Here is a 23920-nt window from a genome sequence, read left to right as displayed (position 1 = left end):
AAGGTGATTCGATTAGCGGGGTATGATTATTCACAGTCGGGGTTTTACTTCCTGACGAGTTGTACTCAGCACTCTCTATGTCTGTTCGGAACCATTCAAGACGGAAACATGTTTCCCAATCAAGCTGGTAAAATGGTTCAACGATTGTGGATGAAACTGAACGAGAAATATCCACAGATCATACTGCATGAAATGGTCGTAATGCCCAACCATATTCATGGGATCATTCAGATTGATCATCAAGTTGAAACAGAAGCGTCTTCTCCATCCGTAGCTATATGTATGCAGTGGTTCAAGACAATGACCACAAACGAGTATCTGCAAGGTGTCAGACAACAGGACTGGCAGGCATTTCTGAAACGTTTATGGCAACGCAGTTATTACGAGCACATTATTCGTGACGAAGAGGCGTATCACGAGATTACAGAATACATCAAAACGAATCCCGGGAACTGGGGGAAAGATAAATATTTCATGTAGGGGCGGACCCATGTGTCCGCCCGCGGGGTTGGCGTTGCTTTTATCTCTGGCACAGACGTTTTGTGGTCCCTTTGAAAGTTTTTCCGGCAGGTTATTGCGCGGAGACAGAAAACGTGTCCGGAGTCGAATACTGGGTTTTAATACTGCTTTTACAAACTCTTTCTGTTTAGCTTAACGATTTTCAGCTACAGGGGTGAGTTTCTTTTTCGTAAAATGGTTCGTTTGGTCGCTGGTTGGGGTTCCTTTGGGAGTCTGTATTGCAGCCACAGTCGCCAGGCGGGCGGACACATGGGTCCGCCCCTACGGTTTGGGGTGGGGGGCTCGGTTGTGGATTGCTTCGGCTGCTGTTCATTCCTGGCCTGGCGAGAAACGGTGCTTGCTGTTTGTTGTCATGTTGTGTGATCTTGTTGAATGGCGTGTGGGGGTCAAGGGGAATTGTGCTTTGATTCTGATTTGAAAGGGGGGGAGTTGCTGGTGAGTGTCGCGCGAAATGCTCTGAAAGTGCTCCGAAATGATTTGAAATACTACGAGTCATCGGGAACCGGTTCCGTTTGTGCTGGTGAAAAACTGGAAAAATCGACGGCGATTCAGGTGAATCTGAGTCACAGGTGCGTCGTGTTCCAGTGCTCGCATCGTCCGCCTCGCGCGCGAAGCACAATTGCGATAAATTACGGTTCGGGAAGAGCCGATCAAGGTCAAACTGTTCAGGGAAATGGAACAGAAGGGAACTGGAAATCGTGAGGTTGTTCTCAAGCCGACTGACGGGGGCGCCTAACGGACGTCCCTTTGGTAGAGGGGTTCGCTGATGCCGGTGGCTTCGTCGACGGACCAGGGGAGCCAGGTGAAGGCGACTTCGTTGATCATCAGATCGGATTTGCGGGGGCGGACGAGGTACTCTTCGATTTCGAGGTCCTCGGGACGGATGGGGGCTTCGAGCTCATCCAGTTCCTGCTGGAACTCGGCCTCGAGTTCCTCGTATTTCTGCTGCTGGACTTTGAGGGCTTCCTGGGCGCGTTCGATGTCGTCGTATTCCTTTGCGGCGCGACCGACGCTGCGGGCCGCGGTGGAGGCTTTGCGGACGTTCGTCGCGCTGGCGATTTTACGACCCATGATGGCTCCGAAGATGGTGGTGCCGATGGAGAGGAAGGAGCTCATTTTTTTGTCGCTGTACTGGGACTCTTCGCGGGCAACGCGTTCTTCCGCGGTGCGAATGCGGTTCTGGATGGTCTCAAGTTTGGAAGCGTATTTCGCGCGGAGTTTTTCGATCTGCAGATCGCGTTCTTCGCGCAGGAGCAGTTTGAGCCGGGCGCGGAAGTCGGCTTCGGTTTCGTCCGGATCGGAATAGAGTTTGGGATCGGCGCTGAACCAGAGTTTCAGCGGTCGTTCCTGGTAGAGGTAGTTCTTCAGATCTTTTTCCCAGGTGCCGTATTGTTTTTTGCGAGTCAGAGTGGTGTCGACACCAGAGAAACAGGCCTGGTCTGCAGGCTGGTCCTGGTAGTCGAGATCGCCGACGGGGATGGGAGTGGCCTCTTCCCAGAGGCTCTCGGGGACATCGCCGGTGAGGGAGATCAACAGAGCGACATCCTGCCAGAGGTCAACTTTCGATTTGGCATCGGCATAGCGGAGCTTCGCCAGGCCGAGCACGCCGGGCCGGTAGACCAGTCTGCTGCCCTGGGGGAGCATGCTGGAGGCGCGGAAGACGCGTTGTTTGATGTCGGGGGGAATCAACGGTGGCTGATCGGGCTCGGCGGCTGTAGTGGGTTCGGTGGTGCCCGGGGCGCTGGTGACCGTGGTTAGCGTTTCGTCGGCGAGCGCCTGTTTGCGGGGATCCATGAGCGTCTGGATCTGTGTGCGTGTCAGGGGGCCACGGAGGTACGAGAGGGCCCAGCGGGTGTGGAAGACGACGGGGGCATCTTCATGAACGTTGTGCAACAGGAAGACGCGGCTACCGAGGTCGGAGAGGATGGCTTCCATCTGCTGACGGTGGAATTGGCTGCCTGCGGTTCCCGACGCGCTTTCCAGGCCGTCCAGCACGCGGGCCTTGTCCCGCTCGGTCTGCAGGCGACCGATGAACCAGGTGCCTGTATTGGAGAGCCCTTTGTAGTCGAGGTCGACGGGGTTCTGGGTGGAGAGGACGACGCCCAGTCCGAAAGCGCGGGCCTGTTTGAGCAGCGTCAGCATGGGCGTTTTGGAAGGGGGATTGGCGGTCGGGGGGAAGTAGCCGTAGACTTCATCCATGTAGAGGATGGCGCGGAGGCTGGACGTTCCCGACTGGCTGCGGACCCAGGCCAGGACTTCATTGAGCAGGACGGTGACGAAGAACATCCGCTCGGAATCCGAGAGGTGGGCGATGGAGAGGATCGAGATGCGCGGCTTGCCTGCGCGGGTCGTCAGCAGGTTGGCGATATTGAGTGCTTCGCCCTGCATCCAGGCTTCGAAGCCGGGGGAGGCGAGCAGGTTGTTCAACTGCAGAGAGAGGGCCATGCGGTCTTTGGCGGGGTAGAAGGTTTCCAGGTCGAGGAAGCCGATCTTGTCGAAGGGGGGCGCCTGGATTTCCTGAATCAGGCTGGCGACCGAGAGGTTGCGTTTTTCTTTCCAGGCCTGGCTGAGCAGATTGGAGATCAGAATATGTTCGCGGCTGTTGATCGGGTCGGCATCGATTTTGAGCAGGGCCAGCAGTCCGGAGACGGCGGAGAGGATCCGATCCCGCAGGGCGTCGCTGTCATTCAGGACCGCATCGCTGGGGGCGTCGAACGATTTGAGGACCGAGATGGGGAGGCCGGCGCTGCTGCCCGGGGTGTAGATGGCCATGTCGACGGCGTCACGGAGCCGGGCGATGCGGTCGGCGTCCTGCTGCCAGTCGGCGAGGCCTTTCTTCCAGAGGTCCGCGGTTGCGCGGGCGTATTCATCGGGTGTCTTCCCCTTGCGGACGGCTTCGCTTTCTTCGATCCAGGGGCGGAAGTCGGCCGGTTTCAGATCGGGAAAATTGAGCAGCAGGTTGCCGAGGTCCCCCTTGGGGTCGATGGCGATCACGGGGATGTCATCGATGGCGGCTTCTTCGAGCAGCGAGAGACAGAGGCCCGTCTTGCCACTGCCCGTCATGCCGACACAGACCGCGTGGGTCGTGAGGTCTTTGCTGTCATACAGAACGAGGTTGTCGGTGAGCGACCCGGTGGGGAGATCGTATTCTTTACCGAGGTAGAAGGCGCCTAGTTTCTCATAGGGTTGGTCAGTCATGGCACACCGTGATGGGCAACGGGAAGTGTGATCGGGAAGGCTCGCTGTTCCAGGGAGCTCTGAATGTTAACAGGGTAACAGGCCGCGATCGAGAAATCACGTTTTGTCCGTGAACTTCTCAGAAAATGCAGCCTGCTCGGGGGCTTCTTCATCGGAGATGACGGAGAAACATTCCGAGACCTCTGTGGGGATGCGGCAGGGGGAGAGGGACTGGTAATTCACGAAGGCCCAGTTGGTCTCGGCCCGGACGAGCAGTTCAGAATCAGCGGGACGGATGATGCGATATTTGCGCAGGGATTTGACCTTCTGCAGATTGGAGATCCAGGTCTGCACGATGATTTCCTGATCGACGAACGCGGGCTGCAGGTATTCGATGAAGTGACTGCGGGCGACCCAGCCGATTCCCTGTTCGCGATAGCGGCGGGCGGGCCAGCCGTTGGCTCCCGAGTGGGCGACAGCGGCGTCCTGCAGCCATTTGAGGTAAACGACATTGTTGACGTGGCCCAGTCCGTCGATTTCATCATTGGTCACCAAATGATGGTATTCATAAATACGATGCATGGAATTTCTATCCCGGAATATGGTATGGTATCAGCAGAGATGAACTGAAATGCTGTTGGACGGGTTTATCGAATTACTGATCAACAGTGTAATTGAAATCAACAAGAATGGAATCGGAGTTCCATGAATAATTCTGCGTCACTCCCGCTGGTAATTGGTTTAGGTGAATTACTCTGGGATTGTTTTGGTGATGACCGCCGTCCGGGCGGGGCACCTGCGAATGTCGCTTTTCAGGCTAATCAACTGGGATGCAGGGGGACCGTAGTTACGCGCGTCGGCCAGGATGATCTGGGGCGGGAACTGCTCGATTTTCTCAAAAAACAACAGCTCTCCACGGATTACGTGCAGGTCGATGAGAACTACCCGACTGGCACGGTGACGGTGGAGTTCACCGACGCCAACGATCCGCAGTATACGATTCACGAACAGGTCGCCTGGGATCATCTTGACTTTACCGCTCCGCTGGCGACACTGATGGGCGACGCCCGGGCCGTGTGCTTCGGAACACTGGCGCAGCGCGAAGCCGACTCGCGAGAGGCGATTCATCAGTGCCTGGCAGCGACCAGCGATGACTGCCTGGTGGTCTATGATATCAACCTCAGACAGAAGTATTACGATCGGGACTGGATCGAGCGATCACTCAAAGCGGCCCGTGTTGTCAAGCTGAACCAGGATGAGGTCGAGGTTCTGTCGGAGCTCTTGGGAGTCTCTCAAGACGACCTGCAGAAGTTCGCGGATCAACTGCAGGCAGATTACGGAGTCGAGGCGACCTGTATTACCCGTGGCTCACAGGGATGCCTGATCTACGCGGGAGGCGAAGTCTATGATATTCCGGGGACACCGGTTGAAGTGGCTGATGCGGTGGGAGCCGGCGATGCATTTACCGCTGCTCTGATTTCGCGACGCCTGCTGGGCTGGCCCTGGGATCGGGCAGCATTGTTTGCCAATCGTGTGGGAGGCCTGGTGGCCAGTCAATCCGGGGCGATGCCGGTGTTGCGGGATGAGTTCGAGCAACTCAGCCAGGAAATCAAAAACAGTTAAGCGAACTTAATCAGTTTCATTTTATTGAATTCAGTCAGATAAACTTAAGGAAAGATTTGATGTTACGTATCACCCTCTTCGCGTTATGCCTGTTGCTGCCCTGTCTGGTGGGATGTACCAGTGAAACTCCCACGGCCGGCGATGCCGAAGTTCCCGAAGCAGCTGGCGAAAAGCCGGTAACCTCGGATGCCGAAAACTTTCAGGTTCTCTTAAACACCACCAAAGGTGACATTCTGCTGGAAGTGCATCCCGCCTGGTCACCCCGTGGGGCAGAGCGGTTCAAGAAGCTCGTCGAAGAAGGTTTCTACAATGATGTGGCTTTCTTTCGCGTGATCGACGGCTTCATGGCCCAGGTCGGGATTCAGGGTGATCCCGCAGTGCATGCGAAGTGGGCCGATAACAATATCATGGATGATCCCGTGATTGAGTCCAACAAACGCGGGTATGTCTCTTTTGCGAAAACCGGACTGCCGGATTCCCGCTCCACCCAGTTCTTCATCAACTTCGGCGATAATTCCAATCTGGACAACATGGGCTTTTCTCCTTTCGCGAAGGTGATCAAAGGCATGGATGTCGTCGATTCGCTCTACAATGGTTATGGTGAAGGGGCACCGGGAGGAGCAGGTCCCGATCAGATGCGGCTTCGTGCTCAGGGCAATGCCTATCTGAAACAGGAATACCCGATGCTGGACTACATCAAAAAAGCAACCGTTGTCGGCGAGAAGCCGGCTGAGGGAGAAGCGAAGCCCGAAGCTGAGAAAGCGGAAGGTGAAAAACCAGCCGAGAAAGAAGCGGCTGAAAAACAGCCTGAAACAAAGGCTGAGGAAAAGTCCGAGGAGAAAAAAGAAGCAGCAGCCAAACCGGAGAAAGAGGCTGCTGCTGAAAAGAAAGAATAACGCTGCGACAGATCAGTCGTTGACCGGCATCCGGACAAACGGGGAGCGGATACAGGTAAGCTGTTCCAGTTCCCGGCTGGCTGCCTGAAAACGACCTTCGGTGGTCTGGTGAGTCATGATGACCAGAGGCACAATCGAATAGCTTTCATTCGGATCGACTTCCGGTGCCTCGTGCTGGACCAGGCTGGCGATGCTGATTTCATGATCGCCCAGCACGTTCGTAATATCTGCCAGAACGTGTGGGCGGTCTTCTACATTCAGCCGCAGGAAGTAGCGACGTGAAATCTCTTCACGCGGCATGATCTTGATATCGTGCCGGGGATTCCACAGGTCGAGTCGCGGAAATGTGAGTGCCGCCCGTCCGACAGCGACATCGATCAGATTCGCGACGACTGCGGAGGCTGTTGCCATCTGTCCGGCTCCCATTCCGGAGAGCCAGATCTTGCCGACCGCATCCCCTTCGAGGGCGATTTTGTTGTAGGCGTCTTCGACATGAGCCAGCGGATTGTCGTTGCGGATCAGAGTCGGCTGGGCGTGCATTTCCAGTTGACCGTCGATCAGATTGGCGACCGCCAGCAGTTTGACGGTGTAGCCGAGTTCATCGGCGTATTTCAGGTCTGCCAGAGACAGCGTATCGATTCCCTGTCGCAGGAACTGATCCAGGCTGACCTTGATCCCCAGTGAGAGCTGGACGAGGATCCCCAGTTTCTGGGCCGCGTCGGTGCCATCGACGTCCATTGCGGGGTCGGCTTCTGCGTAGCCGATTTCCTGGGCACTTTTGACGGCGTCATCGTAGCTGACATCGTGGGAAAACATCTGTGTCAAAATGTAGTTGCTGGTGCCGTTCAAAATCGCTTCGATGGATGTGATCTGGTTAGCGGACATCGCCTGGGTGACGGTTTCGATCAGAGGAACCCCGCCGGCGACGGCAGCTTCAAAGCAGATGCAACGTCCCAGTTCCCGGGCGCGCTGATAGAGGCTTTCCCCTTTTTCGCAGAGCAGGGCTTTGTTCGCCGTGACGACATCTTTACCGCTTTCCAGGGCACGCAGCATGATGTCGTAAGCGGGATCAATTCCCCCCACCAGTTGGATGATGACATCGATGGAATCGTCATTCAGGACGGAGTCAATATCGTCGGTCAGGACACCCTCGGCCAGCTCAATATCGCGGGGACGGGAAAGATCGCGAACGACGGCTCGTTTCAGATGAATCGGCCGCCCGGCGCGGGTGGTCATCTGCTCGGCTCGTTCCAGAAGAATTTTTGCGACACCGCTACCAACGGTTCCCATGCCAATAATGGCGACGTTTAACGGAGAAGACGACATTCCTGATTCCTGAGGCTTTCTGGTGCGTAGACTTTCAGCGGGGATGTTGATTATTCGTCTCGTAATATAGACGGTTGAGAGAGCCAGTGGAACCATGGCCCGTAAATTCAGCACAAATCGAGCAGAGGAACAGAGGGAATATGTCGATTATGCGGGAGTTGGTGACAGGATCTGAGTGCGGGAGAGGCTGGAAAAGCAGGGGCAGGTTAAGGGGCTGGAACCGAATGATCAGTCACAGTTGATGAGTTCTTTGGTGCCGACAAAATTTTTCCAGCATTCATATTTCGCCTGTTTCACCTGCTGCAGGAGTACCGGGTTACGGCTGGGCTTGGCCGGTTTCTGCAGAAGTTTCATTCCGGCCTGGGTCGGGGTGCGCCCCCCCTTTTTGGTGTTACAGCGACGACAGGCACTGACAATGTTTTCCCAGCTCATGCCGCCGCCATGCGAGCGGGGGACGACGTGATCGAGGCTGAGCTGTTTGACGTTGAATTTCTTCTGGCAGTACTGACAGCGATAGCTGTCGCGGATGAAAATGTTACGTCGATTGAACTTGATGGTATTGTTGGGGATGCGATCGTAGCGGAGCAACCGGACGACGCGGGGAACCTGGATTTCGTAATTGACGGTGAGGATCCAGTCTTCGAGCTCGCTGCGTTCGTTGAACTCCGAACGTAATTCGCTGATTTCGATCCAGGAGCTGAAGTCGTAGTTCATGAAGGTGCCGTCTTCGACACTGATGACCTCAGCGATATCTTTGCTGAGCAGGCAGAATGCCCGCTTGGCAGAGATCACGTGGACTGGCGAATAAGTCTTATTGAGCGCCAGTACGCTCGCCTGCATGGCACTCGAGAGTGCCTTCCCGGAAGTTGCTGAAATCATACGCCGCCCACCCTCCAGAACTCTGAACAAGGTTATGGCAAACTTGAGGTACTATAAGAACCGAAGCGACTTAAGTAGATTCAACTATTCGAATTGTCGGGAATGATAACCTAACAGATTCCGCAGTCAATTGGAATTTGAGGAATAAACTCAATTAGGCAGGTACGTACCTCTATCGCAGATATTTTATGCAGGAGGGACCCTGATGATCAATACTTTCCCGGGAGAGGGCGGATTTTTAGCAGAAAAGGCTGAGCCGCTTCATCGGCTTAAAAACGAACTGATGAAGCGGCTATTAAGCCTGTATGAGCTTACTGCAACCAGGAGAGGGGAGCGGTCGCTGGTGGCATTTTGATGAGTTTCACGCAGGAAACATCTTTGTGGCTGGAGACTTCCGCGATGGCTTCGTCAGGAACATCGCCGTCCACGTTCAGCACAGCGATCGCTTCACCACCGGGCTGATTCTGGAGACGTCCCAGAGCCATGTGGGCGATGTTGACTTTGTGGTTACCGAGCACGGTGCCGATGTAACCGATCAGGCCGGGTACGTCATTGTGACGGTAGATCAGCAGGTTGCCATCGAGATAGCCATCGAGGTAGAACTCATCCAGTTTGGTGAGACGCAGGAAGTCCTGGCCGAAGATGGTACCGGCGGCGGAAAACTTGCCATCCTCAGTCTCAACGGTTGCAGAGATCAGAGTGGAAAGCGTGCCGACTTCAGTGGACTTGTCTTCCGAAATGTCGATGCCCCGATCTTTGGCGAAGACGGTTGCATTCACAATGTTGATTTCGGCTTCGAATGAATGTGAGAGCAGGCCGGCAGTAAAGCTGGATGTGATCAGCTTGGTCTGCTTCTCGGCGACTTCGCCCCGGTACTGGATCTGTACCTTTTTGAGGCTGCCTGAGGTCTGCTGTGACAGGAACAGTCCCAGGCGATGTCCCAGTTCGATGTGCGGTTTGAGGTCCGCCATTTCTGCACCGGAGACCGGAATCATGTTGATGGCGTGCCGGATTTCGTTCTTTGTCAGGAAGTCAGTGATGATCTCGGCTGCTTCCAGGGCAACCATCTCCTGGGCTTCGTCTGTCGAAGCACCCAGGTGAGGTGTGGCCAGCATGTTGGGAGCGTCGATCAGGCGACGGTTTTCCGGCGGTTCCTGAGTGAATACGTCGCAGGCAGCGCCAGCAACTTTGCCGGATTCCAGAGCATCTGCCAGATCGTCTTCGTTAATAATTCCACCGCGGGCACAGTTGATGATTCTCACTCCGGGACGCATGGTGGCGATCCGCTCGGCGTTGATCAGGTCGCGGGTTTCGTCAGTCAGCGGAGTGTGTACGGTCAGGAAGTCACAGTGTTTGACGATCTCATCGACTTCTTTGTAAAGCTCGATACCGTATTCAGCGGCACGTTCGGCTGACATGAACGGGTCGTAGCCGATGACTTTCATTTCCAGTCCCTGGGCCCGCTGGGCGACAGAGAGACCGATGCGACCCAGACCGATGACGGCCAGAGTCTTGCCGGCGACCTGGGTTCCGGTCAGTTTTTTACGTTCCCACTTGCCTTCTTTCATGGTGGCATAAGCGGGACCGATGTTCCGGGCCAGGGCCATCATCAGGGCGATGGTCTGCTCGGCGGTACTGGTGGTGTTTCCAGCGGGGGTATTCATGACGATGATGCCCTCGCGAGTCGCAGCGACGCGGTCGATGTTATCGACACCCACACCGGCCCGGACGATGGCTTTCAGGCGAGGCTGCCCCTGAAGAATCTCTTCAGTCAGCTTGGTGGCACTGCGAATGATGATACCATCAGCGGACTTGAGTGCTTCCCGTACTTCTTCCGGCGAGAGGCCGGAACGAACGTCAACTTCGATTTCCGGGTTGTCTTCGAGGACTTTGAGACCAGCTGGCGAAAGATTGTCCGTGATCAGGACTCGGTACATGGAATTCACTCACTTATTCAAAATAAGGGATACAGGGCAGGGGAGTCACAATAATCCCCTCATGATACAGAGGTATCGTCCCTTAGCATAGTTCGCCAAAAAATAGCGCCAAGGCAAATGACACTGCAAACTGGGGAATTCAGCAAACAGTTTCAGCACCCCGGTCGTCTGATCCGTTTCTCTGTAACTGAAGCTGCAATTTCCTGCTGAAAAGCAGATAACCGGCCTCAAAACGGGTATGATATTCTGTGCACATTTTACCGTTGGTTATCCGTATTACTATTTTTGAGAATACATCGAAGAAGTGACATATGAGACGAACTATCCTCAAGATCCTGGTTGTCATTCTCCTGATCTCTCTGCCGGTAATTTTGCATCAGACTTACCGCTGGATGACCGCCTTACCGGACCGGATCACCATCGCCGCCGGTCATCCGGAAGGGCGTTATTACGGGGTCGCAGAACAGCTCAAAGCACGATTGCAGGAACAGTTACCGATTGAAGTCGAGATCCTGCAGACAGAGGGTTCGCTGGAAAATATGAAGTTGCTGAGATCAGGCAAAGCCGATCTGGGGTTTTACCAGCCGGGGGCTGAGTATGTGCTCATCGAACGCAAGCCCGGGCCCGCGGCTCCCAGGCAGGCTGGTCCAGTTGAGACAGACGAAATCTGTTTCATCGCCAATCTGTTTTCCCAGGCCGTGCATGTGATTGTACCCCTCGATTCCGAAGTCAGAAATGTGAATGATCTGAAAGGCAAACGGGTTGCGATCGGGCAGCCGGGCTCAGGCGATCTGGCTGCCAGCTTGCCTTTGCTGGAGCATCTCCAGCTGGACCTGGATGAAATCAAGCCTGCCTATCTGTCGTATCTGCAGATCGAAGAGGAGTTCGGTGAGAAGAAGCTGGATGCCGCTATCGTGACAGTTGGTGTAGAAGCGCCGCTCTTACAGAAACTGCTGCAGACCGGTCAGTATCGTCTGCTCGAAATTCCGTATATCGGAGCCCTGACGCGGAGGGAAACCCAGTTCTATCCGTATGAGATCCCGGCAGGAATGTATTCCCGAAAACAAAGCGTCGTACCCGAGCGGAACCTTCCCACGGTTGCCTGTGGTGCTCTGCTGTTGACCAGGGAATCGGTTTCGGACGATCTGATTACGGAGGTAACAACACAGGTACTGCATCAGAATTTTTCCCGGCAGGTACATCTGAATGAACTGTCTGCCAAGGGGCAGACCTTCGCCCGCGAGAACCAGGGGTTTCCCATGCACGACGGGGCAGATCATGTTTACAACCCCGAGCTCAAGCCGTTTATGAATTCTGAATTCGTCGAGGCGACCGAAGGGATGCGTTCCTTTATCGTATCAATACTGATTGCCGGATACCTGCTGTTCCACTGGTTCCGGAAACGCCGTGAAAAATCGAAAGAACATCGGCTGGACAGCTACATCAGGCAACTGGTTGAGATCGAGAATCAGCAGATGAAATTCGATGGCAATAAATCGCAGGATGGTCCGGCACTCATCGCGTTGCTGGATGACGTAACCAGCCTGCGGCAGCATACGCTGAAACAGTTTTCTGCCCACGAGTTGAATGAGGATCGGGCGACAGATGTCTTTCTGGAAATGTGTCACGCATTGAGTGACAAAATTAACGCGAAACTTTTAGGCTGGAAAATTGACCGCCTGGGTGAGAAGATAAAGGACGATTGAACTCTTTCTCTGATGCCGTTTAGACAAGGCTACCCGCCCGGAAGTAGACTATGCCGGCTAATGCCAACCTGATTAATGTGTTACTCCTGCTGGCGGTTATGTTCGTTGGCTACCTGTTTGTGTTGATCCCGATTCTGATCTATTACGCGATTCAGCACATGCGGTCTCCTCAGCTGATTTTGATGCCCGAGGAGGAAGCCTGCGATTACTATACCGGTAAATGCGGTTCTGAATCGGAGTGGGCTCACACCCGCCAGTTTCAGGAAGCCGGCGTTTATCGCTGGCAGCAGAATTTTATTCTGGTGTGGGAACACGTCGAGAGTGCCACTTTTTTTCAGGTGACTCTCTCTCCTTACGGGCGGTTCCACAATTTCACGACCCTGTTTGTGGATGACTATTCACTGCTGACTGCTAATGACCGGGAGTCACTGATTTTTCCCGCACCGCCCCGCCGTTTTGTGCAGTCGTTCGGCATCGAACAGATCGAGCCCCTGTATCAGAAGCATTCGTCAGCGGTTGAAGATCTGATCCGGATCAAACATCTGGAACTGTCTCACGAGTTTCCGGAGTTTGAAGAATCCTATCTGGCGAGCATGCAGCGCCAGCACGAGCACGTGCGGTCAGTGATGTTTTATCCGGTGCGCGGAATCTGGTGGTATCACATCGATCGGCGGTCCCGGTTTAACCGCCCCATCGATCTGCAGCAGGCGGTGCTGGACAACTGAAGTCATTGTGAATTACTTGCTGAGTTCCCAGAGACCACGGTGAATAATCCAGCCTTCCTTACGTTTTTTTCGTTCGAAGCTGGTCTGGAAATCCATGTCGTGTTCCGGGAGTTTTTCCTCGGGGGCTTCCCGTTTGATGAACTGGGGTGCGTGATCCATCAGGTTAACGACCCGTTCGTAGTATTCTTCCACGTCCGTCCAGAAGTGCAGCTCTCCGCCATTCTTTAAAGCTTTGGTGACCCGTTCCACAAACACTTCAGTAAAAATCCGGCGTTTGTGATGGCGCTTCTTCCACCAGGGATCGGGAAAGTAGACATGTACTTCGGAAACAGAGGAGTCGGGGATGAACTTGTCGAAAGCAACCCTCGCATCTCCCCCCAGCACACGAGCATTGGGACGCTCGGACTTCAGTAACCGCGTTGCAGCGCGGCGCCCTTCGCGGTAGTCGATCTCCATTCCCAGAAAGTTTTTCTCAGGGTGCTCACCGCTGGAATTGAACAGAAACAGACCGCGACCGGCACCTACGTCCAGAACCACCGGATTATCATTGCCAAAAAAGGCAGCCCAGTCGAAAGGGCCTTCCAGGTCTTCGAGAGTCTGAAAATAGGGTTTGAGGTCTTTGGTCGGTTTCGAACGCGTCATCATGGATTCGTTGTGCTATCGCAGGTGAGGTAAGAGAAATTATTTCTGGTTTGCACACTGTAGAATAGATGGGATGTTGTGTAAATTATCAGCAGAGCCGCAAACGCTGTTTTTGGAGAGATCTGCATGTTTCCCGAGTTTTTGATCCAGTCTGCTGAGGAAGTTAAATCAGCTCTCTCCCGTCACGACCGGAAACTGGTCCTGTCAGAGAGCTGTACCGGCGGACTGGTGGCGGCCCTGATGACCAGCCTGCCGGGGATTTCTGACTATTTCTGTGGCTCAGCCGTGGTCTATCGCTGGGATACCAAAATGAAGTGGCTGGGAGTACAGGCGGAGACGCTGAACCAGTTTACCGATGTCAGTCGCGAGACGGCCCGGGAAATGGCTTTGGGTGTCCTGCAGGAAACTCCCGAAGCGACTCTCTCCGCAGCGATCACGGGGCATCTGGGACCTGGTGCCCCGGAGTCTCAGGATGGGCTCGTCTGTATTGGTATCGCCCGACGGACTTCCAGCGATCTTGCGGTGCCACCGGAACTGGTGTCTGTTGAGGCGTTGCAAAGTGATGCGCTGATCGCGAGTGGACCAGTACAGAATCATCCCGCAGACGGGCTCACGTTACGCCAGCGCCGCCAGCTGGCAGCCGCCGATCAGATGCTGAAACTGATCGTCAAAGCACTGGAAGGCTGAAGGATAAGCCTGATGGAGTGCCTGTCGGCAGAGTCGGAATAATCGTCAAGGTTTAACTCTTCGGAAATCTTGTCCCGGTTTGGTCACGCGTTACAACCGGCGCTTCCGTCACGATCTTCATGACAGGTGCGATATTCTGTACTTCCCTTTACACCGGTGCAACGTGAATAACCGAACTATTCATAAAGCCGTGAGTTGTCGTCGCAGGTGGTTTACCTGTTACATTCGCTACGAGCGAGAACCGGACAGGAATCCCTGCACCAACGACAGCTTGAACTGACTCTCAAAATATCTCAGTCATTCGTGCTCACGAGACGGCTAACCTGAACTAATCGCTCTCGACTCTATTTATTCGAGGATTTCAACATGAAGCGCTGCAGTATTTGGGCCGCAGTTCTTTCAGCGTCTGTTGCTGTTCCATTTGCCGGTTGTACTCATATGCCCACAGCCATGCTCCCAGCCTCCGCGAAGGCCAAGGTCCTGGACAGCAAGATGGAGGTCGCTCAGAATCTGGAAAACAAAAAAGAATTAAAAAAGGCGAAGGAAACCTACGAAGACATCTTCGAGGCGGATCCCAAACGGGCATTGGCGTGTCACCGCCTGGCGATCGTAAGTTATCGCGTGGGTGAGCGGGAAGAAGCCCTGGAATACTTCAAAAAGGCGGAAGCACTCACACCGGAGAATCCGGAACTGTTGAGTGACTACGGCTATGCTCTGTACAAGATGAAAAAGCTGAACGAAGCCGAAAAGGTTCTGCAGAGATCCGTCAAGCTGGAGCCGGACAACGAACGCGCCGTGACGCGTCTGGCCACGGTTCTGGGAACCCAGGGGAAAATGCACGAGAGCTATACGCAGCTGTGTAAAATCAGCACCCCTGCCGAAGCCCATGAGATTGTCGCACATCTGCACGCTCAGCGTGGTGAAAAACGTGAAGCCCTGGAACGCTATCAGCGATCGCTGGCCATGAGTCGGATGGCGGCTGGTGAAAGCGGCGGTCTGAAACCGGGTTCTGCTGAATTCAAACAGAATGAAAAACTGCTGAAACGCGTGCAGATGAATATTGCACAGCTGTCTGCAGACCCTGCATTGAAGTCGGCTAAACCCGATGTGCAGATGGCTCAGCATTCGCGATCTGATGCTGCCAAATCCAAACTGGAAACCGCGAGTGCAGAACAGAACTCGTTCCGTAAATTTGAAGTCGCTCAAAAAACAACACCAAAACAGAAACCGGCTCCCAAAGTGGAACCGACCAGAGATGACTTCGAGCCCAAAACCGAAGTGGCTGCGACCAATGATTCTCCTTTCCGGATGATTCGTGATCGCATCGGTAAAGGATCTGCTAAACAGGAAGTGGAAAACCCGTTCCTGACCGACCCGAGTTTGAGCGAGCCTGCATTTGAGCAGGAACCAATGGAAGTCGCCGAGGTGAAATCGGAAAAGACACCGATGAAATCTCAGGTAGACGATTCAGCACAAAAACGGGAACAGGCAGGTTCCAGACTGAATGAGATTCTGGCCCAGGCTGAAAATCGTTCCCAGCCAAAAGAGGAAGTCTCCTTCAGAAGACTGACTGACGAAGCGGTCGCTCAGATGGAATCCGCGAGTCAGGCAGAACGGCAACCGGTTCGTAAACCCGAAGTCCGGGAAACACAGGTCGCTCAAGCGACTGAAAAACCGGCCGCAACTCAGCCCGCGCAGAAACGTTCCGCTTACGAGTTGATGCGGGACCTGCAGACAGAGTTAATCGCTGATTTCACACCGGCTGATGAGCAGCGGGTTCAGGTTACACCAGATTTCCGACAAGTCGCACAAAGCGAAATGCCACGGGAAACACAGAATCCGTTCGAGCGTCAGCAGCGTGAAGCTGTCAGCAACTCGCCCTTTGAAGATGCTGAAGTGGCCCAGATCGGCACCTGGAATCCCGTCGATCCGAAATCAAAATCGGAACAGGGAAAAATCAGTACGGTCTCCCGGCAGATCGAAGTTGAGCCGGTACAGCCCAGCCAGAAACCAATGGTACAGAATGTGAGCCTCAGCCAGCCTAAGCGGGAAATCGTACCTCCCAATTCGGCAGCCGCTCTCTGTCCCAATGCCAGCGGTGAAGTCCTGTACCTGGTCAAACAGTTGGATTCCAGCGATGTACCCGAACTGAAGCAGGCAGTCCAGCGCCTGGGATCAATGGAAGCAGAAGCAATCGCTTCAGTTCCTGCTCTGCGTTCTCTGTCACTGCATGAGAATATGGGCGTGCGGATTCAAAGTGCATTTGCATTATGGAGAATCGAAGGCAATACGGACGATTCCGTGCCGACTTTGATTGAAGCCATGAATTCCCAGGTGGAAAGTGATCGTTCGTTCGCGGCAGCGGTGCTGTCACAGATTGGTCATCAGTCACAGGAACTGACGCCGATCCTGGTTCGCTCACTCTCGGACAGCAATCCTTACGTTCGCCTGCATACGGCTGAACTGCTGGCCCGGAATCCGGACTGGAAATATCAGGCTCATAAAACACTGTCAGACTGTCTGATGTCCAAAGATGTCAACATCCGTTGGCTGGCCTGCTACAGCCTGGCTGATCTGCAACCGGAAGATGACCGTGTCGTAGCGGCCCTCTCACTGGCTCTGCAGGATAAAGCAAGTCAGGTACGTGCGGGAGCCGCTTATGCACTGGGAGAGATTGGGCCCTTCGCTCACAAATCAATTCCAGAACTGCAGAAAGCACGGTTTGATACGAACTCAGACGTTCGAACCGCAGCCCGTAATGCCTTGACCCGGGTAAGCCATCGGATCAATGCTCCTTCAGCCAACTGATTGAGTATGTGCTAAAAAGCTCCGAACGGTTTCAGATTCGCGAAAGCAATCTGGAACCGTTTTTTTATGCCCGTCTGAAAAGAGAGTTCAGCGATTCTGGCATGCAGTCAGATGAGGTATCTCAGTCTGACGGTCAGCATTATGCAGGCTACCTGCACTGGCCACACGCTGAGGCGGAGTGCATTGCGGATTCGTAGTCAGATGGCGTTCCAGCCGGCCTTCGAGTGCTTCTTCCTTCTGTTCCAGGATCTGCTGCCGTCGTTTCCGCTCGCGGGAATCAGCCAGTGCGCCCAGCCCAAAGTATGAGATGACGCCGAAGACGCCCATCATCAGGAATGCACTGTTCGCAGGCACAGACGAAACATTTCCGGTAGCCATACCCAGAATAAAGATACTGATAATCAGGATCGAGGTATGGCTCAACAATGGTCGCCCATTTGCTTGTGATGAAGCTCTTTTTCTGGAATGTGTCATAAGAGATCTCTGTCCCGGGATACTTTGTAAAGGGGAATCAATCTATAATGAGCCTTAACAAATGGCCCTGTTCCCTTGAGAGATGTAGTTCTACTCATCTAAACTTAGGTCGCGTGTCCGCGGTGGTCAAAAAAAAGTCCTGGATTTAGCCCAAAATCAGGAAATTCCTTTGTCTGCTGTCTGAATTACAGCAAGTTTGGGTTCTCCTGGCGTTCAGGTCCGTAGAATCCGAACATCTGATGCATCTGTTGCAGGAGTGAAGAGCGTCCGTGAAAATTGCTTTGGCCCAGCTGAACCCGACGGTAGGTGACCTGCGCGGAAACTGTCAGCGAATCTTGGAAGCAGTGCAACGAGTTGAACAGGCCGGCGCTGAACTGGTCCTGTTTTCGGAACTGGTTGTCTGCGGATATCCCCCCAAAGACATCCTGCTGAGAGAAGGTTTCATCGCCGCCTGTGACCGGGCGGTCGAAAAACTGGCACAGGAAATCCCCGCCGATATCGGCGTGATAGTAGGGCATCCGACCGGACGAGATCTTCCCGGCAGACGCATGGCAAACGCGGCCAGCCTGCTCTATCAGGGAGCTGTCGTGGAATGCGTGCACAAGCTGCTGCTGCCTAATTACGATGTCTTTGATGAACAGCGCTATTTCCGCCATGCCGAGCAGGAGCAGATCTGCCCCGTCACTTTTCGTGGACTCAAACTGGGCCTGCACATCTGCGAAGATGCCTGGTGGGGGCAACCCGATACTTTTTACCATGATCAGCCGGTGCAACTTCCCGACCCGGTTCGAATCCTCGCCGAAGCCGGTTCCGATCTGCTGATCAATATCTCTGCCAGTCCGTTTGAAATCGACAAACGAAAACGGCGGCAGCAGATCATTCAGTCGCATGTGGATCGTTACTCAATCCCTTACCTGTTCGTCAACCAGGTGGGGGGCAACGATGATCTGGTGTTTGACGGGCACAGCTTCGTCCTGGATCAGAATAGTCAGCTTCAATTGCAGATGGCCGGCTTCAAAGAAGATTTGCAGCTGTTTGATACTGAGGCGGCCGTTGAATCGCCTCTCGAAATTTCACCCCTGTCCCGTGAAGAGCAGTTGTTCGATGCCCTGGTGCTGGGCCTGCGGGATTATATGCAGAAGTGTGGATTCACCGATTGCGTTCTCGGCCTTTCGGGGGGCATCGACAGCGCTCTGGCTGCAGCAGTCGCAGCCGAGGCCATCGGCCCACAGCATGTGCATGGTCTGCTGCTTCCCAGTCGGTACAGCAGCGATCACAGTGTGGCGGATTCACTGGCACTGGCAGAGAACCTGGGTATCGATTACGAAACCGTGCCCATTGATTCAGTGCATCAGGCATTTGAGAATCTGCCTGTTATCGGCGATGATTTACGCGAAGCACCTGCAGGGCTGGCAGATCAGAATCTGCAGGCGCGTATTCGCGGAGCTAACGTGATGGTTCGCAGCAATCAACATGGGTGGATGGCTTTAGCGACCGGTAACAAGAGCGAACTGGCCATGGGATACTGCACGCTGTATGGCGACATGGCCGGAGGTTTCGCCGTACTCTGTGATGTGCTGAAATGCGATGTCTACCTGGTTTCGCGTTATGTTAACCAGCGTGCCGGCCGCATTGTGATTCCGGAGAACATTCTGGATAAGGCACCCAGTGCAGAGCTGGCACCGAATCAGGTCGATCAGGACTCACTGCCCCCTTATGATGTTCTGGACGGGATTCTGAAAGGTTTGATCGAAGACGAACGTTCCGTGCGGAGCATGTCGGAACAGTATCCACGTGAGACCGTTCAATGGGTTGCCAACCGCCTGGATCGGAATGAATTTAAACGTCGACAGATGCCGCCTGGCATCAAACTGTCAACCCGGGCCTTCGGATCAGGTCGTCGTATGCCGATGGCGGCCCGCTTTCACTGGGACGATGAGTAAGTACTGAAGCATAGCATCACTGGAACTTCAATCGCTGGTTAGTAGGGGATTTCTCTATGAAGCATTTCATCCTGTTTTTCGTCTGTCTTCTGTCTCTATCAGCAAGTCTTCCAGAGGTTCAGTCGACTGAACCGACCCGGCTACCGCATGCGCAGGCTGCAGCAGTGGGGATGAACCCGCAGCGACTGTCCGAAATTGATTTTGTCGTCGAACGTGGTCTGGCGCGAGATTCGATGCCCGGAGCCGTGGTGCTCGTCGGATTTAAGGGCAAAATTGTTTTCCTCAAAGCCTACGGCTATCGTCAGGTGAAACCCGAAAAACGGGCCATGACGACCGATACCGTCTTTGACCTGGCCTCCCTGACGAAACCGATCGCGACCGCGACCAGCGTGATGAAGCTGGTCGAGCAGGGGAAGCTGAAACTCAGTGATCCAGTATCGAAATACATCCCGGAGTTTGCCGTCAACGGCAAGCAGGATATCACCATCTATCAGCTGCTGACGCATCAGGGAGGCCTGATCCCGGATAACTCCATTAAAGATTATCTGGATGGTCCCGAGACTGCGATGCAGAGGATCTATGATCTCAATCTATACTACGAACCGGGAACACGGTTTGCCTACACCGATGTCGGCTTCATCCTCCTGGGAGATATTGTGAAACGAATCAGCGGAGATTCGGTGCATGAGTTTTCTCAGAAAAACGTATTCCAGCCCCTGGGGATGCAGGAAACCGGATACCTGCCGGCAGACAACCTGAAACAGCGGGCCGCAACAACGCAGGAACGGGACGGACACTGGATGCAGGGGGAAGTCCATGATCCGCGTGCTTATCGACTCGGAGGCGTCGCCGGGCATGCGGGCCTGTTTTCGACTGCTGAAGATCTGGCGGTTTACGCCCAGATGATGTTGAACCAGGGGAGCCTTGATGGTACCCGCGTTCTGAAACCGGAAACGATCGATCTCATGACGCGTGGCTATCCTGTCGTCGATGACATTCGAGGCCTGGGTTGGGACAGCCTGTCGCGTTATTCCTCGAACCGGGGCGACCTGTTTTCCCCACGTGCGTTCGGGCATGGCGGATTCACGGGAACTGCAATCTGGATGGATCCCGCGCAGGATCTGTTCGTGATTTTTCTCAGCAATCGAGTACACCCCGACGGGAAAGGCTCTGTCAATTCTCTGGCGGGACGGATTGGTACGATTGCCGCTGCGGCGATTACCGGACAACCGGCAGCGACAGCGGAAGTCAAAGTTGCCTCAAAAGCCAACCTGGATGTACTGACCGGAATTGATGTCCTGAAGCGGGAGCAGTTCAAGTCATTAAATGGGAAACGCATCGGCCTGATCACAAATCATACTGGACTCACCCGCGAAGGCGAGAGTACGGTGCAGGTTCTCAATGATGCACCACAGGTACAGTTGAAAACCCTCTTCAGTCCCGAGCATGGCTTTGCCGGTAAACTGGACGTGTCGAAAATTGGCGATTCCACTGACGCGAAGACAGGACTGAAAATCTTCAGCCTGTACGGCAAAACTCGCACACCCACGCCGGAAAGTCTGCAAGACCTGGATGCACTGGTGTTCGACATCCAGGATATCGGGGCGCGGTTTTATACATATATCTCTACCATGGGAAATGCGATGCGGGCTGCGAAACAGCAGGGCATCAAATTTATTGTACTGGATCGGCCGAACCCGATTAATGGCGTCGATTACGCAGGACCCGTGCTGGACGAAGGAGCTCAATCGTTTGTCGGTTACCACCGCATACCCGTGCGCCATGGCATGACGGCGGGCGAACTGGCCCGGATGTTCAATAAGGAAATGCAGATTGGCGCCGACCTGCAGGTCATCAAGCTGCAAAACTGGAAGCGGGAGATGTATTACGACGAGACCGGGCTGACCTGGGTCAACCCCTCTCCCAATATGCGGAGTCTGAATCAGGCCGTTCTGTATCCCGGTATCGGTTTACTGGAGACGACGAATCTGTCCGTCGGACGTGGAACCGATACGCCCTTCGAATGGATCGGGGCTCCCTGGCTGAAAGGCATGCAGCTGGCTGAAGCGTTGAACCGGTCAGGATTACCGGGTGTACGATTTGTGCCGGTTGAGTTCACTCCGGAATCGAGTAAATTTTCCGGGGAACTGTGTGGCGGTGTTAATTTTATTGTCACCGACCGGGAGCAGTTCAAACCGGTCCAGACCGGCCTGGAGATTGCCATCCAGTTACGGAAACAGTTTCCCCAGGAGTGGGAGACACGGAATTTCAATCGACTGCTGGGAAATCAGCGTGTCTTTGATGCCGTGCTGCAGGGAGAGTCTCTGATGCAGATTCGCTCCGGTTACCAGCAGGATCTGGCAGAGTTCGGTGTCCGGCGGGCCAGATTTCTCATGTATTAAGAGACTGATCGGGCTACCACTCACTGGTGTCGTAGATGACTTCCTTGGGCCCGATGATCGCGGAATCATAGTCCGAGACCAGGCTTTCATCCTTGTGTGGATAGTTAAGCGCGTTCAACACATATCGTATGCAGTTCAGCCGGGCGCGCTTTTTGTCGTCGGAACGAATGACTGTCCACGGACAGGCTTTGGTATCCGTCGCCATGAACATCGCATTCTGGGCATTGGTGTATTCGTCCCACATGCCCAGGCTCTTGACGTCGATGGGGCTGAGTTTCCACTGCTTAAGTTGATCGGTTTCTCGTGACTTGAAACGGCGGTACTGTTCTTCGCGGCTGACAGAGAACCAGAGCTTGAACAGGTGAATGCCCGAATTGACCAGCATGTTTTCCAGCTGTGGTGCCTCGCGGAGAAAGGTGTGGTGCTCGGTCGGGCGGCAAAACCCCATCACCGGTTCGACGACGCCCCGGTTGTACCAGGAACGGTCAAAGAAGACGATTTCTCCTTCTGTGGGCAAATGCTCGATGTATCGCTGAAAATACCATTGGCCTTGCTGGGTATCACTCGGTTTGGGCAAGGCGACAACCCGGGCACCCCGGGGGTTGAGGTGTTCGGTGAAACGTTTGATCGTGCCCCCCTTGCCGGCGGCATCTCGTCCTTCAAACAACAGCACAATCCGTTCGCCATTCAGTTCGACCCAACGCTGCAGTTTTAACAGTTCAATCTGTAGAGGCACTAACTGTTCTTCGTATTCCGGTCGTTTCAGTTTCTTGCGGTAGGGGTATTTCTCGCAGAGGATATCCCGTTTATGCGCTGCCTTTACCTTGTTCTGGATTTCTTCCGGTACGACATCCTGGGGAAGTTTCCGATGCCAGGTGACCGGCATGAGCGCCGCTTCCTGTTCCTGTTTGTCTGTTTTGGACGAGCCCATGCTGATTCCTGTTCTGCTGAAGTGATACCGGCTGTAGAGAGATGAACAGTAAACTTTATTATGAAGATCCTGTGAGAAAAGTGGAACCGGATTTCGGGTCGTGAGCCGGGTTTGAATTAAAAGGGGCGTTCTTTGTTATGTAAGTCTCTTTTATTTCTAGAGATAAGCGCTGCGGTGCTTCAGGTTGATTTGTGAAGTTATCAAGACAGAACGGGGCCCATGATCGCCAACTTCCTCTTGCAGTAAAACGGGCTTTTTTTTACGCTCCCGCTCTCATCTCTCAATTTCTTACCCGAATTACATTCAAAAACACTCACTCTGAACAGACTGAAACGTTGCAGCTTTTCTGCTGCCGACGGTAACACTCCGTCTATCTGTTTCAAATCAGGAAAGTATATCTGATATGTGGAGACCTCTTCTCATCACAGGCATTCTGGCTGTTGTGCAGCTTGCGGGAAGCAATACCGGTATCGCCCAGGAATTTCGCATCCGGACGACGGTATATCACCACCAGCCGCAGGTCGATCCGACAATCGTCTCGCGCAGTGTTTCCATCTTTCATGCAGAGAAGGTTTACGATCATGTCGACGGACTCGGAGAAGTCACCATTTTCGAGCCTGCCCGGAAACGCCTGATGATTCTGAATGAATCGCGGATGATTAAAACCGTGATCAACTTTGATGAAATTAAAAATGTGCTCAACGTTGCCCAGCATCAGACACAGGAATACATTCACGATCAGCTCAAAGTTCAGGGAAGCCAGGGGAAGAAGATTGCCTCCGAACTGCAGTTCCAACTGGAACCGCAGTTCAATATCCAGTTTGAGAACAATAAAAATCTGCTGACACTGGACAGCAAGCTGATTACCTACCGCGTGCAGTGCGTCACACCTGATCAACAGGACGCTGTGGAAACCTACCTGCGTTTTGCAGACTGGATGGCACGCCTGAATTACGTTCTGCATCCTTACACGCTGCACCCGACATCACGGATTACGCTGAACGAAGAGCTGCGGAGCCGCAAGAAGCTGCCTATCGAAGTGGAACTGCAGACTCGCATGGAAGACCCGCTTCACCTGCGTGCCGAGCATAAAATTCACTGGAAGCTGGACCACAAGGATCGTGGCCTGATCCATCACTGGGAAACCCTGCGGAAGAACAAAGATGTAAGCTCCATCACCCTGCAGGAATATCTCCGCAATCAGTTTGCGAATCTGCGGAAGTAATAGAGCTCATTTCCACAGCG

18 protein-coding genes are annotated in these 23920 nt (G+C 54.0%); 10 read left to right on the top strand and 8 right to left on the bottom strand.

The window, feature by feature from the left end:
* The first annotated feature begins 108 nt into the window (after nt 1-108).
* A complete protein-coding gene (locus FYZ48_RS13065; protein WP_198422219.1) occupies nt 109-480 on the top strand; it encodes a transposase in 372 nt (123 codons plus the stop codon).
* A 771-nt stretch (nt 481-1251) separates the two neighbouring features.
* Here the strand turns inward: FYZ48_RS13065 and FYZ48_RS13060 are convergent.
* Entirely contained in the window at nt 1252-3717 is a 2466-nt protein-coding gene (locus FYZ48_RS13060; RefSeq protein WP_149341032.1) for a helicase HerA domain-containing protein, read from the bottom strand.
* A gap of 96 nt (nt 3718-3813) precedes the next feature.
* On the bottom strand, nt 3814-4278 hold the full coding sequence (locus tag FYZ48_RS13055) for an acyl-CoA thioesterase (protein ID WP_149341030.1): 465 nt from the start codon (nt 4276-4278) through the stop codon (nt 3814-3816).
* A 123-nt stretch (nt 4279-4401) separates the two neighbouring features.
* On the opposite strand from FYZ48_RS13055, the gene FYZ48_RS13050 reads away from it, so the two are divergent.
* Nucleotides 4402-5319, top strand: coding sequence for a carbohydrate kinase family protein (locus FYZ48_RS13050; RefSeq protein ID WP_149341027.1), 918 nt, complete (start codon nt 4402-4404; stop codon nt 5317-5319).
* Nucleotides 5320-5378: 59 nt separating this feature from the next.
* On the top strand, nt 5379-6215 hold the full coding sequence (locus FYZ48_RS13045) for a peptidylprolyl isomerase (protein ID WP_149341025.1): 837 nt from the start codon (nt 5379-5381) through the stop codon (nt 6213-6215).
* 12 nt (nt 6216-6227) lie between these two features.
* On the opposite strand, the gene FYZ48_RS13040 is transcribed toward FYZ48_RS13045, so the two are convergent.
* The 3 genes from FYZ48_RS13040 to serA form a co-directional block, all read right to left on the bottom strand.
* Complete coding sequence (locus FYZ48_RS13040) at nt 6228-7541, bottom strand: homoserine dehydrogenase (protein WP_149341022.1); 1314 nt, start codon at nt 7539-7541, stop codon at nt 6228-6230.
* A 228-nt stretch (nt 7542-7769) separates the two neighbouring features.
* Nucleotides 7770-8420 carry an HNH endonuclease gene (locus FYZ48_RS13035; RefSeq protein WP_145036094.1) on the bottom strand — a complete coding sequence of 217 codons (651 nt, stop codon included), beginning with the start codon at nt 8418-8420 and terminating at the stop codon, nt 7770-7772.
* A gap of 311 nt (nt 8421-8731) precedes the next feature.
* The gene (gene serA / locus FYZ48_RS13030) at nt 8732-10357 is read right to left on the bottom strand and encodes a phosphoglycerate dehydrogenase (protein WP_145036096.1); all 1626 of its coding nucleotides are present in this window, start codon (nt 10355-10357) and stop codon (nt 8732-8734) included.
* Nucleotides 10358-10668: 311 nt separating this feature from the next.
* Between serA and FYZ48_RS13025 the strand changes: the two genes are divergently transcribed.
* Nucleotides 10669-12063: a TAXI family TRAP transporter solute-binding subunit gene (locus FYZ48_RS13025; RefSeq protein WP_149341020.1), complete on the top strand. Its 1395-nt coding sequence runs from the start codon at nt 10669-10671 to the stop codon at nt 12061-12063.
* Between the two features lie 50 nt (nt 12064-12113).
* Nucleotides 12114-12788 carry a hypothetical protein gene (locus tag FYZ48_RS13020; RefSeq protein WP_149341018.1) on the top strand — a complete coding sequence of 225 codons (675 nt, stop codon included), beginning with the start codon at nt 12114-12116 and terminating at the stop codon, nt 12786-12788.
* 12 nt (nt 12789-12800) lie between these two features.
* Here FYZ48_RS13020 and trmB read toward each other — a convergent pair whose 3' ends face one another.
* Entirely contained in the window at nt 12801-13430 is a 630-nt protein-coding gene (gene trmB / locus FYZ48_RS13015) for a tRNA (guanosine(46)-N7)-methyltransferase TrmB (protein ID WP_149341016.1), read from the bottom strand.
* Between the two features lie 126 nt (nt 13431-13556).
* Between trmB and FYZ48_RS13010 the strand changes: the two genes are divergently transcribed.
* Both FYZ48_RS13010 and FYZ48_RS13005 read left to right on the top strand, forming a co-directional pair.
* On the top strand, nt 13557-14117 hold the full coding sequence (locus FYZ48_RS13010) for a CinA family protein (RefSeq protein WP_149341013.1): 561 nt from the start codon (nt 13557-13559) through the stop codon (nt 14115-14117).
* Nucleotides 14118-14555: 438 nt separating this feature from the next.
* Nucleotides 14556-16925: a HEAT repeat domain-containing protein gene (locus tag FYZ48_RS13005; RefSeq protein ID WP_187782008.1), complete on the top strand. Its 2370-nt coding sequence runs from the start codon at nt 14556-14558 to the stop codon at nt 16923-16925.
* An 87-nt stretch (nt 16926-17012) separates the two neighbouring features.
* Here the strand turns inward: FYZ48_RS13005 and FYZ48_RS13000 are convergent, their stop codons facing one another.
* Nucleotides 17013-17348 (bottom strand): hypothetical protein, encoded by a 336-nt coding sequence (locus FYZ48_RS13000; RefSeq protein ID WP_149341009.1) that lies wholly within the window; start codon nt 17346-17348, stop codon nt 17013-17015.
* A gap of 320 nt (nt 17349-17668) precedes the next feature.
* On the opposite strand from FYZ48_RS13000, the gene FYZ48_RS12995 reads away from it, so the two are divergent.
* Together FYZ48_RS12995 and FYZ48_RS12990 are read left to right on the top strand one after the other, a co-directional pair.
* The gene (locus tag FYZ48_RS12995) at nt 17669-19342 is read left to right on the top strand and encodes an NAD+ synthase (protein WP_149341007.1); all 1674 of its coding nucleotides are present in this window, start codon (nt 17669-17671) and stop codon (nt 19340-19342) included.
* 170 nt (nt 19343-19512) lie between these two features.
* Nucleotides 19513-21744: an exo-beta-N-acetylmuramidase NamZ domain-containing protein gene (locus FYZ48_RS12990; protein WP_242022624.1), complete on the top strand. Its 2232-nt coding sequence runs from the start codon at nt 19513-19515 to the stop codon at nt 21742-21744.
* Between the two features lie 13 nt (nt 21745-21757).
* On the opposite strand, the gene ppk2 is transcribed toward FYZ48_RS12990, so the two are convergent.
* Nucleotides 21758-22675, bottom strand: coding sequence for a polyphosphate kinase 2 (gene ppk2, locus FYZ48_RS12985; RefSeq protein WP_149341004.1), 918 nt, complete (start codon nt 22673-22675; stop codon nt 21758-21760).
* A gap of 403 nt (nt 22676-23078) precedes the next feature.
* On the opposite strand from ppk2, the gene FYZ48_RS12980 reads away from it, so the two are divergent.
* Nucleotides 23079-23900, top strand: a complete 822-nt coding sequence (locus FYZ48_RS12980) for a hypothetical protein (RefSeq protein ID WP_145036114.1) — start codon at nt 23079-23081, stop codon at nt 23898-23900.
* Nucleotides 23901-23920 lie beyond the last annotated feature (20 nt).

Origin of the sequence: Gimesia chilikensis (genome assembly GCF_008329715.1) — a bacterium.
In the GTDB taxonomy this organism is placed as follows: Bacteria; Planctomycetota; Planctomycetia; order Planctomycetales; family Planctomycetaceae; genus Gimesia; species Gimesia chilikensis.
This window is presented reverse-complemented; position numbering and strand designations above follow the sequence as displayed.

Coding starts and splice junctions, on each gene's coding strand:
- FYZ48_RS13055 (WP_149341030.1), bottom strand. CDS start 4,278: ATGCATCGTATTTATGAATACCATCATTTGGTGACCAATGATGAAATC.
- FYZ48_RS13025 (WP_149341020.1), top strand. CDS start 10,669: ATGAGACGAACTATCCTCAAGATCCTGGTTGTCATTCTCCTGATCTCT.
- FYZ48_RS13010 (WP_149341013.1), top strand. CDS start 13,557: ATGTTTCCCGAGTTTTTGATCCAGTCTGCTGAGGAAGTTAAATCAGCT.
- FYZ48_RS13020 (WP_149341018.1), top strand. CDS start 12,114: ATGCCGGCTAATGCCAACCTGATTAATGTGTTACTCCTGCTGGCGGTT.
- ppk2 (WP_149341004.1), bottom strand. CDS start 22,675: ATGGGCTCGTCCAAAACAGACAAACAGGAACAGGAAGCGGCGCTCATG.
- FYZ48_RS13005 (WP_187782008.1), top strand. CDS start 14,556: ATGCCCACAGCCATGCTCCCAGCCTCCGCGAAGGCCAAGGTCCTGGAC.
- FYZ48_RS13065 (WP_198422219.1), top strand. CDS start 109: ATGTTTCCCAATCAAGCTGGTAAAATGGTTCAACGATTGTGGATGAAA.
- serA (WP_145036096.1), bottom strand. CDS start 10,357: ATGTACCGAGTCCTGATCACGGACAATCTTTCGCCAGCTGGTCTCAAA.
- FYZ48_RS12990 (WP_242022624.1), top strand. CDS start 19,513: ATGAACCCGCAGCGACTGTCCGAAATTGATTTTGTCGTCGAACGTGGT.
- FYZ48_RS13060 (WP_149341032.1), bottom strand. CDS start 3,717: ATGACTGACCAACCCTATGAGAAACTAGGCGCCTTCTACCTCGGTAAA.
- FYZ48_RS12980 (WP_145036114.1), top strand. CDS start 23,079: ATGTGGAGACCTCTTCTCATCACAGGCATTCTGGCTGTTGTGCAGCTT.
- FYZ48_RS13040 (WP_149341022.1), bottom strand. CDS start 7,541: ATGTCGTCTTCTCCGTTAAACGTCGCCATTATTGGCATGGGAACCGTT.
- FYZ48_RS13045 (WP_149341025.1), top strand. CDS start 5,379: ATGTTACGTATCACCCTCTTCGCGTTATGCCTGTTGCTGCCCTGTCTG.
- trmB (WP_149341016.1), bottom strand. CDS start 13,430: ATGACGCGTTCGAAACCGACCAAAGACCTCAAACCCTATTTTCAGACT.
- FYZ48_RS13050 (WP_149341027.1), top strand. CDS start 4,402: ATGAATAATTCTGCGTCACTCCCGCTGGTAATTGGTTTAGGTGAATTA.
- FYZ48_RS13035 (WP_145036094.1), bottom strand. CDS start 8,420: ATGATTTCAGCAACTTCCGGGAAGGCACTCTCGAGTGCCATGCAGGCG.